Genomic DNA, 15,110 nt, shown 5'->3' on the forward strand with positions numbered 1-15,110 from the left:
ACACTACACAACACCCACTTAAATTGCCGTTGCAACAAGCCACTCCTTATTTACGTAAAATTTAAGTTACTTGAATCAATTTCAAAATTCGTATTTTCATCAAGAATTACGTACATTGCAAAGAAAAAAATATGTTCGTTCGCATCTTTACGCTACAGGCGGACGCTTTCCGCTCCACTGAAATGTTCGTGATTTTCCCTAGAAAAACTATTTATGAAATTAACTCACTTTGCCTCGCTAAAAGTTTCTTGGAATTTCGTTAAAAATAAATCTGTTTCTGGCTCTGCCTCACCTTGCTCACTCTCTGGTAAAAGTGGCATCTCTTCTATACTATTTAATCCAAAATAGTTTAAGAACTCTTTTGTTGTGCCATATAAAATCGCACGGCCTGTACCTTCAGAACGCCCAACTTCTTTAACAAGACCACGAGAGGCTAGCGTTTGTAATGGACGTTCACACTTCACACCACGTAAATCTTCAATGGCTAGACGTGTAATTGGCTGTTTGTATGCAACGATTGCCAGTACCTCGAGTGATGCTTGCGATAATGACTGCGCTGTTGGATTTTCTACTAATTTTTGAATCGTCTCTGCTAGCTTAGGCTTTGTTGTAAGCTGATAAACACCAGCAATTTCTTTGAGCATGATGCCTTTCGTTAAATCTTCCTCGTACGTCGTACTAAGCTCTTTGATAGCTTCTGCTACAAGTTCATCTTGTTCGTCCAGGAGATTTGCTAATTGCTGAATCGTTAAGCCATCATCACCAACGACAAATAATAATGCTTCAATTCTACTGTACAAATTCAATGGTTTCGTCATCATTCCAATCCTCCTTCTGTAATGTGACGGTAAGTTCTTCAAAGTTCCCGCCCTGCTCCACTACGACTACTTGGCGCTTCATAAGCTCAAGTAGCGATAAAAACGTTAGAATAAGCGTTGCCTTATCCTCATAGGGAAACAGTTCGAAAAATGATGCACGTCCACCTGTTAGTCGTAAGGAGTCGACAACTGAGCGCATTTGATCTTTCACTGAACGCTCCTGCCTTGTAATGGTTGTTTTCAAAGGTTTCTTCAATTTTTTGCGGCGCATTAGCTTTTGGAATGCCCCTAACATGTCGTAAATATTGATATTTGTATCAAATAATGCCAACTGTTCTTCTGGTGCTAATGCTGATAAATCTGTGGGCGGTCGCGTAAATACCTGTGCACGTTCCGCTTCAAGTTCTTGTAAATTACTTGCTGCTTCTTTATACTTTTTATACTCTACTAAACGTTGTACAAGTTCTTCACGAGGGTCAGGACCATCGACTTCAAATTCAGTCTCATCTAATTCTCCCTCATGGATAGGCAATAGCATGCGGCTTTTAATGGCAAGCAATGTAGCCGCCATCACTAAGTACTCACTTGCCTCGTTTAACTCAAGCACCTGCATGGCATGTATATGGTCGATATATTGTTGTGTAATTTCAGCCATCGGAATATCATATATATCGATTTCCAATCTGTGAATTAAATGCAATAATAAATCGAGAGGCCCGGAAAAGGCTTCTAATTTCACTTCGTAAGACATGTTGTACCCACCCTGACATCTATCAATTACGCCTCTATATGATTACGACCAGATTTTGAATGGTGCAAAATCTATGACATACACCGGAGGCTCTAACTTTATGTAGCAAGCTTTCAATGCTTACTACATAAAGTTAAGTTCATGTTTTAGTATAGAGGAAAGGAGCTCAAAATGCATCCACAGCACCACACTTTGTTTATCGATTACTGCGCATACTTTAATGGCAATGAAGATTTCTTTGAATGTCATGAAGTGCTCGAGGAATATTGGAAAGATATTGCACCCGGCGATAAAAACCATCCACTAGTCGGTTTAGTACAATTGGCAACTGGCCTTTATCATTGGCGACGCGGAAATCAAGCTGGTGCCACACGTATCTTGCAAAAGGCACTAAAAAATTTCGAGCTCAATAAGAATAGTGAGTTTTATGAGGCCATCGATTACGAGTCATTACTCACTCACACAAAAATAGCCATCAAGCGCACTCAGGCTGGCGATACTTTTCATGCCTTTACATTGCCCATTGTCTGTGAGATCCAGCCACTAGTTACAGCACGTATAAACAGCCTACCTACTAACAGTAGCGAATATCTTCTTCATAAACATATGCTACGTGATCGCTCACATATTCTTGCTGAGCGACTAGAAAGCAAACAAAGAAAAAGCAGACGTTAAATATCGTCTGCTTTTTCTTCATTTATGCATTGTACATAGTTGGCTCAAAGATCCTTTGGTCCATCTTCGTTCTCTTCTGTACAATCAATACACTTTTCAACAATCCCTCTTGTTTCATCGGTAGCGCGCACGTTTTCATATAAACCAAGTGCTGCTACTTCCTGCAGCATTTCTTTGGCAAAACCCTCACCTCTATACGAAGGGATAACGGAAACATGCTGAATAGTTGCTGTTTTATCGTCTAGCACAAGGCCGACAATCCCAACATATTCATCGTTCTTTTTTAATAAATATAAAATCCAATTTTCATCATTTTCATAGGATTGGATTGTCTCTGTGAGCTTTTTTATGTCTTTTTCGTTAGGCATAAACGAGAGTAGCCCCATGGCTATTTTCTCGAAAGCTTTTTTATATCGAATTAACATAGGCTATATTCCCTCTTTTTCTAGCTGTACATAATCTTTGACTATCCTACACGATTTGTACTTTGACCGCAAGTAGAGTGACTACCTTACGAACCAGGACCAAGAATTCCTTTAGAAGCTAATACCCAGTAGACAACGCCCCATAACAAAATAAACGTCGTCATGGATGCTAATAATACCCATTTGTTTTTTCTCAAATTGACTCACCCTTTTTTAGCGTTAGAGGGAGGTCGTTTTGTACAAGATCTTCATAACTTTCACGTTTTATGGCTAATTGATGTTCGCCATTTTCTACGAACACAACTGCCGGACGCGGTACACGGTTATAATTGCTCGCCATTGAGTAACCATAAGCACCTGTACAGAAGATAGCTAATACATCACCAGAAGCTGCTTCTTGAAGTTTTGCATCAATAATCAATTTATCACCTGACTCACAAAGTTTACCAGCAACTGTGTACGTTTCTTCTTTCGGTGCATTTGCTTTACTTGCAATGACCGCATCATATTTTGCGTCGTATAATGCAGGGCGAATATTGTCACTCATCCCACCATCAACAGCAATATATTTTCGTACATTGGGTACTGTTTTTTGTGAACCTATTGTATAAAGTGAAGTTCCTGCATCACCCACAAGCGAACGGCCTGGTTCAATCCAAATTTCTGGCATTGTAAGGCCTAGCACAGTTGCTTTATTTTTCACAACTGTAATCATATCTTCTACATATACTTGTGGCTCAAGTGGCGCATCTTCTTCTGTGTAACGAATACCGAAGCCCCCACCCAAGTTTAACACAGTGCATGTAAAATCGTGAGCCTTATTCCATGCCGAAATTTTGTCGATTAATTTTTCCCCCGCTAACCCGAAGCCAGCAGTATCGAAAATTTGAGAGCCAATATGGCAATGTAATCCTAGTAGCTCTAAATATTCATGGTTGAAAGTTTGCTTAAACGCTTCATCGGCTTGACCATTATGTAAATCAAAGCCAAATTTAGAATCCGCCTGTCCAGTTGTAATGAAATCATGTGTATGTGCTTCCACACCTGGAGTGACACGTAATAAAATACGCATTGGTTGCTGGCGACGCTCTGAAATTTCTTTTAAAAGTTCGATTTCATAGAAATTATCCACGACAATACAGCCAATTTTAGCGTCAAAAGCTTGCTCTAATTCTGCAATACTTTTGTTGTTCCCATGGAAATGAATACGTTCTGTCGGGAATCCAGCTTTTAATGCTGTAAAAAGTTCTCCACCCGACACAACATCCAATGATAAGTTTTCTTCCTCAGCTAATTGGTACACCGCTACACAGGCAAATGCTTTTGAAGCGTATGCTACTTCTGCTTTTACACCTAGTTTTTTAAATGTGTCGATAAACCCACGAGCGCGCTTACGAATCAGTGCTGTATCGTAAACAAAAAGTGGTGTACCATATTGTTTTGCAAGCTCTAGCGTGTCTACTTTTCCAATTGTTAGATGACCGTCTTCAGAAATTGCTTGTGTCCCATATAAATGCATGTGCATCTCTCCCTTTTTCACATCAGTTCCATCTCGTGAAAATTTTTTCAAAAATCACAAAATACTATATGTGAACTTTAGCACATGCAAAATATGAGCGCAATGCCATCTATGACCTTTTTCGGTGCTTGGAAGCAACTATAAAAGGTCGAGGTGCGTCATCTGTCATCGGGAACCTTATTAACACACGAAGCATTGCCTTTGGAAAGAATGGTACAAGTGGCCATAAATACGGTACTTGCATAGGACGTAATGAACATAAATACGTGAACAGTAAAAACAATCCTATGAACAGACCGTTTACGCCCCATAAACCCGTCATCAGTAAGAGCGCAAATCTAAACAGCTTAATAGAAATACTCAATTCATACGAAGGAACTACAAATAAGAAAATGGCGGCTACTGCTGTATACAATACAACCTCTGATGAGAATAGTCCGACATCAATCGCAATCTGTCCAATAATAACCCCAGCAACTAAGCCCATCGCAGTGGATAATGGGGTCGGGGTATGAATGGCGGCCATCCGTAAAAATTCAATGCCGAGATCGGCAATAATGATTTGCAGTAATAATGGAACATTCGATTTTTCCTCAGAACCTAAAAATGACAGTCCCTCAGGTAATAAAGATTCCTGCGTCACAAATACATACCAAATCGGTAATAGTACTAAGCCCATCACCGTGCCAAAATAACGCATAAATTTAATAAATGTCCCAACTGCAGGTGCCTGCCTGTATTCTTCAGCATGTTGCAGCAAATGAAAGACTGTAATAGGCACTAAAATAACTGATGGTGACGTATCCACAATTATGGCAATATGTCCTTCGAGAATATGCGCTGCTGCAATATCAGGACGTTCTGTATACCGCACAAATGGCACAGGATGGAACTTTTGCTTGAATAGCCATTCTTCCAGCGATTTATCCGCCATTGTTAGTCCGTCATGATTAATTTGTGAAAGTCGTTGCCGTAATTTATCGAGCATTTCTTCATTCACAATACCTTTCATATAAGCGAATGCCACATCCGTTTGGCCATCCTTAGACACTTTATGCAGCTCAAATCTTAAATTACTATTACGAATACGGCGACGAACAAGTGCCGTATTGAACATAATGCCTTCCGTAAATCCGTCCCTTGAACCACGAATAACTTTTTCATTGTCCGGTTCCTCTGGCGTACGCCCAGGATAATTACGAAGCTCAGCTACATAGCAGAATCCACTTTTTGTCACAAATGTTACTTGACCACTTAAAATAGCAAGCAAGTATGCCTTCCGCTCTGTCTCCTCTGAACGACCATAAAAATTAAAGTAAGCCTCAAAGTATTCCTTTTCGTCTTCAATATCGATGTCTTCATCTGGTAATAAATTAGACGAAATTGTCGTTAATATGCTCCCATCCACAAGTCCACTAATATACGCACAAAGCACGGGTAAATCCTTGATAAACATATGCTTTACACAAACGTCGAAGGATTCACCATCGCCGAATTGTTCTTTTAAAAAACTTTCCGCTTCTTCTAGGCTGTTAAATATCTTATTTGTCATGCTGTCACCATTTTCTTAGATGTCTTTTTTTACTTCCTGCTCTACCTTCGTACTAGTTGCCATCCAGCTTTTTAATTGCGCTAGTATCTTCTTCTCTAAACGCGACACTTGCACTTGAGATATACCTAGCCTATTTGCAATTTCCGATTGTGTGCAATCTGAAAAATAGCGCAAATAAATAATCGACTGCTCTCTCGGTTCAAGACGTGTTAACAATTCTTTAAGTGGAATATATTCAAAAGGTTGCTCGGATTTTTCATCCTTCATTTGATCCATTAAAGTGATTGAATCCCCTTCACTTTCAAATAATTGCTCATGCAATGAAGCAGGATCCCTTAATGCATCCGACGCGGTGACAATTTCTTCTGCCGTGACATCGAGTGTTAGCGCTAACTCATGAATCGTAGGCGGATGCTCATTTTGTTTGATATATTCATCCGTCGCATGGCGAATTTTAAAGTTCAGCTCTCGAATTGAACGACTGACCTTCACCATACCGTCATCCCTAAGGAAGCGCTGAATTTCTCCGATAATCATCGGCACAGCATACGTCGAAAACTTCACTTCATACGATAAATCAAATTTATCGACTGACTTCATCAGTCCAATGCAGCCAATTTGAAATAAATCTTCTAGCTCAACTCCACGTGTTGTAAAACGCTGGACGATGGACCACACAAGCCGCGTATTGCCCTCAATCATTCGCTTACGTGCTTCCTGATCGCCCTGTTGTGAAAGCGCGATTAACTCACGCATTTCTGCCTGTGACAATAGCTTTTCGGACGACTGTTCTAGCGGCTTCACGATAGCACCCTCACATGACCGCCGTGCGAACCGAATAAAACTTTTTGGAAAATGTGACAGTCGTCCCTTCCCGCCACTTAGACATCACTGTTAGCTGATCTGAAAAACTATCCATAATTGTAAAGCCCATTCCTGAACGTTCCATCTCACTCTTCGTTGTAAATAACGGCTCCATTGCCTGACTGACATCTTCAATGCCTACTCCCTTATCCATGACAGATACGGTTACAACATCGTCAACACGTTGTGCACGGACCGTAATGACACCTCGTCCATCTTCTTCATAACCGTGTATAATAGCATTCGATACGGCCTCTGATACCACCGTTTTAAATTCAGATAATTCATCAATCGTCGGATCTAATTGGGCGATAAAACCTGTCACAGCAATGCGTGCCAAGCCTTCATTTTCACTAATTGCTAAAAACGTTAATGTCATTTCGTTATCCATTTACAATCCCCCTTACGCGTTCAATCGCTTCTTCTTCTGTCGCATCTAGCATCCAAGGACCTAACCCTGAAAACTGGAACACTTTACGCATCGTTGGCGACGGATTTAATAGTATTGTTCGGCCAGCCACAGCCTCAAGTTCACGCATACGACCAAGTACTAAACCAACGCCTGAGCTATCCATAAAAGAAAGCCCGCCTAAATTCCAAATGACCGTCGAAACTGCACCTTGGAATATCGCTGCAGAAATTTTCGATCGAATTTGTTCAACCGCATGGTGATCTAACTCACCATATAAACGAACAACAACTGTATCTCTTGAAACCATTTCCATTTGAAATTGCATGAACATCGCCTCCTCCCGTGCAATTCCACATCCATCGTGGTGATTCCTTGTGACTGACAAAACTAGTTCATATTTTTCCGAAATAGTGTCAATTCGACATACTTATGGCTTCAGTATAGGATAAAATATGAGGTTTTAAACCTTGGCATATGACATTATAAGTGGAAAGAAAAAAACAGCGAGCCATCTCCATTTAGAGATAGCTCGCTGTTTTAACTATTTTTATATTCATTACCATATTTTGTGGTTGATTTCCGTTCTGGCTGGGCGTTTTCCGGGGGGCGTCTGATGAGCCGCTTCACTCGCAAGCTCGCTCCAGGGTCTCATCTATGACGCTAATCCCCCAGGAGTCGCCCAGCCTCCACTCCAATCAACGAGCATTCTCTGATCATTACGCTCTTTAATCAAATATCATCTGCGACTTCTGGTAATGTACTTAATTTTTATGCCATTTTATATGCTGATTGTACTTTATTAATCGTATCTTGCGTAATTTCACTATTAGAATATAGGTAGGCAATCGTGTCGCCAGCTGCTACTTTATCACCTTTTTTAGCGACAAGTTGGATACCTGCATCATAGTCGAGTGCCGATTCCTTCGTTAATCGGCCCGCACCTAAAGCGACACTTGCTTCACCGACTAATAACGCATTAATCGTATCAACAATACCACCTTGTTGTGCTGTCACCGCCACTTTATGTGCTGTGTCATTTTGCACGATATCTGCTACGTCACCGCCCTGTGCTACTATGAATTCTTCAAACTTCGCTAAAGCTGAACCGTCCTCAAGTACGCGTTTAACAGCCGCCGTTGCCGTTTGTTCATCTGCACCAGCCGCAACTTGATACATTAATGAAGAAATAATGACACACTCTTCTAGTAAATCAGCATGTGTTTCTTCCATACGCCCGCTTAATAGTGCATGGGCTTCTACGACTTCAAGCTTGTTACCAATCATTCTACCCAGTGGATTGTCCATATCACTAATATGTGCAACTACTTTACGACCAAGTTTTTCACCGATTGCTGTCATAGCATCAGCAAGTTTTTTTGCTTCTTCTTGTGTTTTCATGAATGCCCCAGAACCACATTTCACGTCAAGCACGATGCCATCAGCACCACTAGCAATTTTTTTACTCATAATTGACGCTGCAATTAACGGAATGGAATCGACTGTTCCTGTCACATCACGAAGCGCATATATCTTTTTATCGGCTGGTACAAGATTACCCGTTTGACCAGCCACTGCAATTTTATGTTTATTGACATTATCGATAAATTCTTGTGAAGAGAGTTCCGTTCTCATCCCGCGAATTGATTCCATTTTGTCAATTGTACCGCCTGTAATACCAAGGCCCTTACCACTGAACTTAGCAACAGGAATACCTAAAGCTGCGATAATAGGTGTCACTATTAATGTTACTTTATCGCCAACACCACCCGTTGAATGCTTGTCGATTTTAAAGCCTTTGATCGAAGTTAAATCTATCACATCACCGGATTCAATCATCGCTTTTGTTAAATAAAATGTTTCCTCGTCCGTCATGCCCATTAAACGAATGGCCATAAGTAGAGAACTCGCTTGGTAATCCGGAATTGAATCGTTAGTGTAACCTTCTACAAAGTATTTTATTTCTTCTTGTGAAAGTTCCTTGCCGTGCTTTTTCTTTTCAAATAGCTGCGCCATATTCATGATAAGATCCCCCTTATTTTAGGTCGTTTAAGAAACTTTTTCCGAAAGGTGGTGCTTCTACGCCGAAGTTTTCAGCAACCGTTGCTCCAATATCAGCAAATGTCTCGCGAAGAGCTATCTCGCCACATTCTTTGAAACGTGGTGAATACACGAAAAGTGGTACAAATTCACGTGTATGATCTGTACCTGGAAAGGTTGGGTCATTACCATGGTCAGCTGTAATAATTAGTAGATCATCTTCTGTTATCGCTTCCAAGATTTCTGGCAAACGAGCGTCAAACTCTTGTAGTGCATGTCCATAACCGATTGGATCACGACGATGACCAAAGTTTGCATCAAAATCAACTAAGTTTAAGAAGCTCATACCGTGGAAATCACGACGAACAACTTCTGCAAATTTGTCCATACCATCCATATTGTTTTTCGTACGTACTGCATCTGTCACACCTGAACCGTTGAAAATGTCAGAAATTTTACCGATAGCAATTACATCTAGTCCTGCATCCTTCATTGTATTCATTGTTGTACGTCCAAATGGCGTTAACGCATAGTCATGACGATTAGAAGTACGTGTGAAATTACCAGGTGTACCAATGTAAGGACGTGCAATGACACGGCCAACTAAATACTCAGGCTGTAACGTTAACTCACGTGCAATTTCACAAATTTTATATAATTCCTCAAGTGGAATGATTTCTTCGTGTGCAGCAATTTGTAGTACTGGGTCAGCAGATGTGTAAACGATCAAAGCCCCTGTTTCCATTTGTTCTGGTCCAAAATCATCAATTACTTGAGTACCACTCGCAGGTTTATTGCAAAGTACTTTACGCCCTGTACGCGCTTCCAACTCTGCAATCAATTCAGCAGGGAATCCTTCTGGGTATACTTTAAATGGTTTATCAATATTTAAACCCATGATCTCCCAGTGTCCTGTCATTGTATCTTTTCCTACAGAGGCTTCTTGCATTTTACCGTAGTATGCTTTTGGTTTATCTACAGCTTTTAATCCTTTTAGTGGCTCAATGTTTGCTAAACCGAAAGACTCTAAATGTGGCATTGTAAGCCCATTCATTTTTTCAGCAATATGGCCTAATGTATGCGCACCAACATCTCCAAATTTTTCTGCGTCTGGCGCTTCACCGATACCAACTGAGTCTAAGACAACTACATGTATTTTTTTAAATTGTTTATTCATAGATGTACCCTCCTATTTCATTCAACTTCTTCATTCTACCCAAAAAAAATCAAAAAATAAAGGTCAGACATCTGACAATTATATGAAATTTTATGCACGCGGGTGGAATTGCTTATATACTTCTGATAGTCTTGTTTTACTAATATGCGTATAAATTTGCGTTGTGGAAATATCCGCATGGCCCAGCATCTCCTGAACTGCACGTAAATCAGCGCCATTTTCGACTAAATGAGTTGCAAACGAATGACGTAAAGTATGTGGAGTTAATTCGTGTTTTATTCCTGCTTTTAAAGCATGCTCTTTCATTAATTTCCAACAACCTTGCCTTGTTAAACGTTTCCCTCTCTGGTTTATAAAAAACGCCTCTGTTTTTGGATATTTCCCCTGAAGTTGTCCTCGCGCACCGTCCAAATAGGCACTCAAAGCGGCCAACGAACTTTTACCTAGTGGGATAATGCGTTCCTTACCACCCTTGCCGAATACACGTACAAAGCCCATTGTGAGATGAATATCTGCTAAATCAAGTGCAATCAGCTCGCTAATGCGCATACCTGAACCGTAAAGTAATTCCAACATTGCTACATCACGGATACCCTGCGGCTTACTACGATTAGGTGCTAACAGTATTGCCTCAATTTCCTCAATTGATAAGACATTGGGTAATTTTTGTTCAATTGTCGGCATTTCTAAATGCACAGTAGGATCTGTTTCCGCACGCTTTTCGCGTAATAGAAATTGATGAAAACTTCGAATCGAAGAAATATGTCGTGCGACTGTGCGACTCGTTTTCCCTTGTATACGTAGTTGCTCTAAATGGCGTAAAATAGTTGTTCTTTCCACTCGTTTGAAATCTATCATTCCTTCAATTTCCTGCAAAAATTGTACGTAATTCTCTAAATCTCGGCGATAGGATGCGAGTGTATTCGCGGATAACTGCCGCTCTACCTGGATAAAATGAATATAATCTTCTATTGCAAATTGGAATTCGTTCATCGAAAAGCCGCCCCCTTACTGTCAATTATTCTCTATTCTAGCACGGTCACTATGGGCAAAACAAAAAACTGCCCAATGAAATCTATAGTGAAGATTTCATTGGACAGTTTCTCGTTATTATTCTCCATTATTTTCGTCGTTCTTATCATGGCAACGCCAGCAAATACCATGGAAAGTTAGTCGGTGATCTTTAATGATAAAGTTCCAACGCTTTTCAACAACGGCTTCCACATCTTCGAGTAAATCTTCTTGGATTTCATCGACAGCTCCACATTCTATACAAACGAGGTGATGGTGGAAATGTGCGGCGCCTTCTTGGCGTAAATCAAAGCGTGATACGCCATCGCCAAAGTTAATTTTGTCGACAATTTTTAGCTCTGTTAATAACTCTAATGTTCGATAGACAGTAGCCAGACCGATTTCAGGTGCTTTATCTTTTACTAAAAGATATACATCCTCTGCGCTTAAATGGTCTTCTTCATGCTCAAGCAATACAGCAACTGTTGCCTCTCGCTGCGGCGTCAGCTTGTAACTAGCACTATGCAACTGTTTTTTAATACGATCAATACGGCCCTCCATGTGACGCCCCCCTAAACTCATTCCATTATACCAAAGGAGTTAATCCTATTACAAGATAGCGATATAATTTCAATTACCGTCAGCGTAAATACGTCTAAATTTTGAATTGTGCAAGCAAAATCTATGACTTTCGCCTAAGGTATATCTTTTCAGTAAAACTGAATTAAGATAAAACGTACGTTAGTAAAATAAATTCTACAACCATTATGATAAAAAAAGCAATAAAATTCAACATAATTGATTGTCCAGGTACTTTTTTTCCAATCTTTCTCTTCGTCCAAGCTGGCACGAGTAAATTACATAGAACTAGCAACAATATACAATAGATAAGTTGAAATGGGAACCACCAAATCGTATAAAGCCAAAATGCCTCTAGTTTTTGCAAAAGAAACACTGAACTAAAGCCAAAAAAAGTTGCACGCATCGCTACCGTTACACGGATAAATATTTTCAAAAAGCTATGTGTTGCTAGTAAAAGTATAGTAGCAATGGAAACAACCACAGGCAGTACTAATCGAAAAATGGACTGCTTGTCCCCCGCTAGACGCGGTTCAATGTACAAAATGAAAGACTCCGCATTCGCACTACCAATAATATGAAAGCAGATGACGCCACAAACAAAGCTCACTGCCACGATAGACGCGTGATAAAAAATAGAAACCGTACGAGACATAAGCATTCTCCTTTTCTTGTAAAGGTTGTTACAGCTTATGCTCGTCATCTACTATTATGCAAGGTTGTCCTTATGATTATTTTGCCTGTTGCATGGCAAACCAAATGATTGCAAACGCTGTTTTCGCGTCATAAATACGCTCATTTGCGACCATCTCTTGTGCCTCTTCCAACGAAACTTCTAGTAATTCGACAAATTCATCTTCATCTAAATCTGCTTTTTCTTCAATTTGATATAAATCTTTTGCTACAAAAATATGAATAATCTCATCCGCAAAGCCTGGTGATGTTGCAAAGGCTTGTAAAAACGTAAATTCATGCGCTCCATAGCCTGTTTCTTCTTCTAATTCGCGGCGAGCTGTGACGATAGGCTCTTCTCCTTGCTCAAGCTTGCCAGCAGGAATTTCAATAATCGAACGTTCTAAAGCTTTTCGGTACTGCTCCACTAAAACTAGTTTTCCTTCATTTGTGATGGCAATGACCGCTACTGCGCCCGGATGCTTAATGATTTCACGTTTTGCAGCCTTGCCATTCGGTAAAATGACATCATCGACTTGTAATTTTACGATTTTCCCATCGAAAATAGGCGTTGTGTGCGTTGTTTTCTCTTCAAATTTTTTCATATGCAAAAGACCTCACTTGTTCTTCAGATATGTTCATTGTACCATTACAAGTAGCGAATTCGAAGGAGGACAATAGGATGAAAAAAAGACAACTCGGCTCTAGTGATTTGTTTATATCAGAAATTAGTTTAGGAGGCATGTCTCTTTCGACAGACAAGGAAAAAGCGGCTAGTATTGTCGATATGGCACTTGATGCAGGTATTAATACAATCGACACGGCCGATTTATATGATTTTGGAGTTAACGAGGAGATCATTGGCTCAATTTTAGGCAAACGCCGTCAGGATATTGTGCTTGCGACAAAAGTCGGAAATCGTTGGACAGAAGGTGTCGATGGTTGGTGTTGGGATGCTTCTCCTTCTTATATAAAAGAGGCTGCTCGTGCAAGTTTAAAACGCCTTGGGACCGACTATATTGATGTCTATCAACTGCATGGTGGGACAATTGAGGATGATTGGGATGGGATTATCGACACATTTGAAAGTTTGAAAAAGGATGGATTGATTCGAGAATATGGGATTTCCTCGATTCGACCAAATGTGTTGAAACGTTTTTTACCAGCAAGTTCGGCGAAAAGTGTCATGATGCAGTATAGTGCACTCGACCGTCGCCCAGAAGAATGGTTTGATTTTGTCGCTAGCGAAGGCGCTTCTGTCGTGACACGCGGCACTGTTGCAAAAGGCTTACTAACAAATGAGTGGGACGAACGCTTACGTCGTGCAAACGGGTATAACGCATATACAGCTGAGGAATTACATAAGACTTTAGCAAAATTAGCCGCACATTATGGCGATTTACATGCACTTGCTCTGGCATTCAATTTGAAAGAACCAGCCATCGCCTCTACCGTAATTGGCGCTAGTTCACGTCAGCAACTTGAAGAAACGCTTGTCGCTTATGAAAAAGCTACGTGCATTACTAATTTTCAAGTAGCTAGAGAATTAACAAAAAATAAAAAATATGTAGACCATCGATGAAAAAATGGATTGTTTTACTCTTATTTTTAGTGGTGCTGGCAATTTCCTCTAGCATGACGTATGAACAACAGACCATTATCCCAGCACTTGAGGACATACTCGCGAGTAAACCTTTTGAAAAGCAGTTATCAGTGTTACAAATTCCTTACTGGGATACAGTTGTCTCAATTGAAGAGCGAGGCTACTTTGAATTTATTGAGTTTTTAATTCGTAAACTTACGCATTTTGTAGGGTTTGGCTGCATTGCACTTGGCATTTACTTCGCATGGAGAAAGCGGCGTTATGCAGCTAGCGTAGCAATCATCGGGACAGCGCTTATTGCATTGCTAGATGAGTTTCGGCAAAGCTTTACACCCGGACGAATGATGAATGGACAGGATGTGTTAGTAGATACAACTGGGGCAATTGTTTTTGTTGGGGTTGTTGTGTTGGTTAGGAAAATACGACAAGCTTAATAAAGTTCATATGCTCTTATTTAGAGTAAAAACAATATAACCAACCATCCTACAGATCAACAATTCGACAAAAAGAAATAATAGCCACATATGAAAAGAGGTAAGCGGTGTCTATCAGCTATATTTGCAATTTTATCAGCGATATTCACGTTTTTATCAGCGATATCAGAACCTTTATCAGCGATATCAGAACCTTTATCAGCTATATTCACAATTCTATCAGCGATATTCGCTTTTCTATCAGCTATCATGAAAAAACAGTGAACCCAAATTCGGGTTCACTGTTTTACTTTAAAACTTCGTGCCTTTGTCGCCATATTCATTTAGCAATTCTTCGAACGATTTGTTTTTCTCGCGTTGCTTACGCTCAAAGGCTGCCTGTGCATGACGTTCTTCCGCTGCTGCTTGTTCTTTAGCTGTTAGATCTTGCTTAGCTGCTTTTAATTTCGCTAACACGTCGCCACCTAGCTGATCAGCAAGTGTCATTGCTTCTTGCTTCGGTAGGCCGGCTGTTGCGTTATTATCTACACGCTGTTGTTGTTGTTGTTTTCGTTTCTTTCCCATTCATTTCACCTTCTCAT

18 protein-coding genes are annotated in these 15,110 nt (G+C 40.3%); 3 read left to right on the forward strand and 15 right to left on the reverse strand.

Translation table 11 applies throughout. The features are described from left to right. Window positions 1-224: 224 nt before the first annotated feature. On the reverse strand, window positions 225-818 hold the full coding sequence (gene scpB, locus AEA09_RS12385; protein ID WP_053584140.1) for an SMC-Scp complex subunit ScpB: 594 nt from the start codon (window positions 816-818) through the stop codon (window positions 225-227). Continuing rightward, entirely contained in the window at window positions 790-1,569 is a 780-nt protein-coding gene (locus AEA09_RS12390) for a segregation/condensation protein A (protein ID WP_053584141.1), read from the reverse strand. Before AEA09_RS12390 ends, scpB begins: the two co-directional genes overlap by 29 nt. Before the next feature lie 171 nt (window positions 1,570-1,740). Between AEA09_RS12390 and AEA09_RS12395 the strand changes: the two genes are divergently transcribed. Further along, entirely contained in the window at window positions 1,741-2,244 is a 504-nt protein-coding gene (locus tag AEA09_RS12395) for a DUF309 domain-containing protein (RefSeq protein WP_053584142.1), read from the forward strand. 44 nt (window positions 2,245-2,288) lie between these two features. Here AEA09_RS12395 and AEA09_RS12400 read toward each other — a convergent pair whose 3' ends face one another. From AEA09_RS12400 to AEA09_RS12455, 12 genes are all read right to left on the reverse strand, one after another. Beyond that, a complete protein-coding gene (locus tag AEA09_RS12400; protein ID WP_053584143.1) occupies window positions 2,289-2,669 on the reverse strand; it encodes a GNAT family N-acetyltransferase in 381 nt (126 codons plus the stop codon). Between the two features lie 193 nt (window positions 2,670-2,862). Beyond that, window positions 2,863-4,188 carry a diaminopimelate decarboxylase gene (gene lysA, locus AEA09_RS12405; protein ID WP_053584144.1) on the reverse strand — a complete coding sequence of 442 codons (1,326 nt, stop codon included), beginning with the start codon at window positions 4,186-4,188 and terminating at the stop codon, window positions 2,863-2,865. Between the two features lie 109 nt (window positions 4,189-4,297). Continuing rightward, window positions 4,298-5,740 carry a spore germination protein gene (locus AEA09_RS12410; RefSeq protein ID WP_053584145.1) on the reverse strand — a complete coding sequence of 481 codons (1,443 nt, stop codon included), beginning with the start codon at window positions 5,738-5,740 and terminating at the stop codon, window positions 4,298-4,300. 15 nt (window positions 5,741-5,755) lie between these two features. Then, window positions 5,756-6,544, reverse strand: coding sequence for a SigF/SigG family RNA polymerase sporulation sigma factor (locus tag AEA09_RS12415; protein WP_053584146.1), 789 nt, complete (start codon window positions 6,542-6,544; stop codon window positions 5,756-5,758). Between the two features lie 10 nt (window positions 6,545-6,554). Continuing rightward, a complete protein-coding gene (gene spoIIAB, locus AEA09_RS12420) occupies window positions 6,555-6,995 on the reverse strand; it encodes an anti-sigma F factor (protein ID WP_053584147.1) in 441 nt (146 codons plus the stop codon). Next, window positions 6,988-7,341: an anti-sigma F factor antagonist gene (gene spoIIAA / locus AEA09_RS12425; RefSeq protein ID WP_053584148.1), complete on the reverse strand. Its 354-nt coding sequence runs from the start codon at window positions 7,339-7,341 to the stop codon at window positions 6,988-6,990. Before spoIIAA ends, spoIIAB begins: the two co-directional genes overlap by 8 nt. Before the next feature lie 443 nt (window positions 7,342-7,784). Next, complete coding sequence (locus AEA09_RS12430; protein WP_053584149.1) at window positions 7,785-9,035, reverse strand: thymidine phosphorylase; 1,251 nt, start codon at window positions 9,033-9,035, stop codon at window positions 7,785-7,787. 13 nt (window positions 9,036-9,048) lie between these two features. After that, window positions 9,049-10,230, reverse strand: a complete 1,182-nt coding sequence (gene deoB, locus AEA09_RS12435) for a phosphopentomutase (RefSeq protein WP_053584150.1) — start codon at window positions 10,228-10,230, stop codon at window positions 9,049-9,051. Window positions 10,231-10,320: 90 nt separating this feature from the next. After that, complete coding sequence (gene xerD, locus AEA09_RS12440) at window positions 10,321-11,223, reverse strand: site-specific tyrosine recombinase XerD (protein ID WP_053584151.1); 903 nt, start codon at window positions 11,221-11,223, stop codon at window positions 10,321-10,323. Window positions 11,224-11,340: 117 nt separating this feature from the next. Next, window positions 11,341-11,802: a ferric iron uptake transcriptional regulator gene (gene fur / locus AEA09_RS12445; RefSeq protein WP_053584152.1), complete on the reverse strand. Its 462-nt coding sequence runs from the start codon at window positions 11,800-11,802 to the stop codon at window positions 11,341-11,343. A 163-nt stretch (window positions 11,803-11,965) separates the two neighbouring features. Then, the gene (locus tag AEA09_RS12450) at window positions 11,966-12,475 is read right to left on the reverse strand and encodes a hypothetical protein (protein WP_053584153.1); all 510 of its coding nucleotides are present in this window, start codon (window positions 12,473-12,475) and stop codon (window positions 11,966-11,968) included. 76 nt (window positions 12,476-12,551) lie between these two features. Then, the gene (locus AEA09_RS12455; RefSeq protein ID WP_053584154.1) at window positions 12,552-13,097 is read right to left on the reverse strand and encodes an NUDIX domain-containing protein; all 546 of its coding nucleotides are present in this window, start codon (window positions 13,095-13,097) and stop codon (window positions 12,552-12,554) included. A gap of 77 nt (window positions 13,098-13,174) precedes the next feature. Between AEA09_RS12455 and AEA09_RS12460 the strand changes: the two genes are divergently transcribed. Further along, window positions 13,175-14,074 carry an aldo/keto reductase gene (locus AEA09_RS12460; RefSeq protein ID WP_053584155.1) on the forward strand — a complete coding sequence of 300 codons (900 nt, stop codon included), beginning with the start codon at window positions 13,175-13,177 and terminating at the stop codon, window positions 14,072-14,074. Beyond that, window positions 14,071-14,529, forward strand: a complete 459-nt coding sequence (locus tag AEA09_RS12465) for a VanZ family protein (protein ID WP_053584156.1) — start codon at window positions 14,071-14,073, stop codon at window positions 14,527-14,529. Before AEA09_RS12460 ends, AEA09_RS12465 begins: the two co-directional genes overlap by 4 nt. Window positions 14,530-14,820: 291 nt before the next feature. On the opposite strand, the gene AEA09_RS12475 is transcribed toward AEA09_RS12465, so the two are convergent. After that, a complete protein-coding gene (locus tag AEA09_RS12475) occupies window positions 14,821-15,093 on the reverse strand; it encodes a YqkE family protein (RefSeq protein ID WP_053584158.1) in 273 nt (90 codons plus the stop codon). Between the last annotated feature and the right edge of the window lie 17 nt (window positions 15,094-15,110).

This window comes from Lysinibacillus contaminans (assembly GCF_001278945.1).
Lineage (GTDB): Bacteria > Bacillota > Bacilli > Bacillales_A > Planococcaceae > Lysinibacillus > Lysinibacillus contaminans.

Bases quoted from the DNA above. Each gene is read 5' to 3' on its own strand.
- scpB (WP_053584140.1), bottom strand. From the start codon at position 818: ATGACGAAACCATTGAATTTGTACAGTAGAATTGAAGCATTATTATTT.
- AEA09_RS12460 (WP_053584155.1), top strand. From the start codon at position 13,175: ATGAAAAAAAGACAACTCGGCTCTAGTGATTTGTTTATATCAGAAATT.
- spoIIAA (WP_053584148.1), bottom strand. From the start codon at position 7,341: ATGCAATTTCAAATGGAAATGGTTTCAAGAGATACAGTTGTTGTTCGT.
- AEA09_RS12465 (WP_053584156.1), top strand. From the start codon at position 14,071: ATGAAAAAATGGATTGTTTTACTCTTATTTTTAGTGGTGCTGGCAATT.
- AEA09_RS12430 (WP_053584149.1), bottom strand. From the start codon at position 9,035: ATGAATATGGCGCAGCTATTTGAAAAGAAAAAGCACGGCAAGGAACTT.
- AEA09_RS12400 (WP_053584143.1), bottom strand. From the start codon at position 2,669: ATGTTAATTCGATATAAAAAAGCTTTCGAGAAAATAGCCATGGGGCTA.
- fur (WP_053584152.1), bottom strand. From the start codon at position 11,802: ATGGAGGGCCGTATTGATCGTATTAAAAAACAGTTGCATAGTGCTAGT.
- lysA (WP_053584144.1), bottom strand. From the start codon at position 4,188: ATGCATTTATATGGGACACAAGCAATTTCTGAAGACGGTCATCTAACA.
- spoIIAB (WP_053584147.1), bottom strand. From the start codon at position 6,995: ATGGATAACGAAATGACATTAACGTTTTTAGCAATTAGTGAAAATGAA.
- AEA09_RS12410 (WP_053584145.1), bottom strand. From the start codon at position 5,740: ATGACAAATAAGATATTTAACAGCCTAGAAGAAGCGGAAAGTTTTTTA.
- AEA09_RS12390 (WP_053584141.1), bottom strand. From the start codon at position 1,569: ATGTCTTACGAAGTGAAATTAGAAGCCTTTTCCGGGCCTCTCGATTTA.
- AEA09_RS12450 (WP_053584153.1), bottom strand. From the start codon at position 12,475: ATGTCTCGTACGGTTTCTATTTTTTATCACGCGTCTATCGTGGCAGTG.
- AEA09_RS12455 (WP_053584154.1), bottom strand. From the start codon at position 13,097: ATGAAAAAATTTGAAGAGAAAACAACGCACACAACGCCTATTTTCGAT.
- AEA09_RS12475 (WP_053584158.1), bottom strand. From the start codon at position 15,093: ATGGGAAAGAAACGAAAACAACAACAACAACAGCGTGTAGATAATAAC.
- xerD (WP_053584151.1), bottom strand. From the start codon at position 11,223: ATGAACGAATTCCAATTTGCAATAGAAGATTATATTCATTTTATCCAG.
- deoB (WP_053584150.1), bottom strand. From the start codon at position 10,230: ATGAATAAACAATTTAAAAAAATACATGTAGTTGTCTTAGACTCAGTT.
- AEA09_RS12395 (WP_053584142.1), top strand. From the start codon at position 1,741: ATGCATCCACAGCACCACACTTTGTTTATCGATTACTGCGCATACTTT.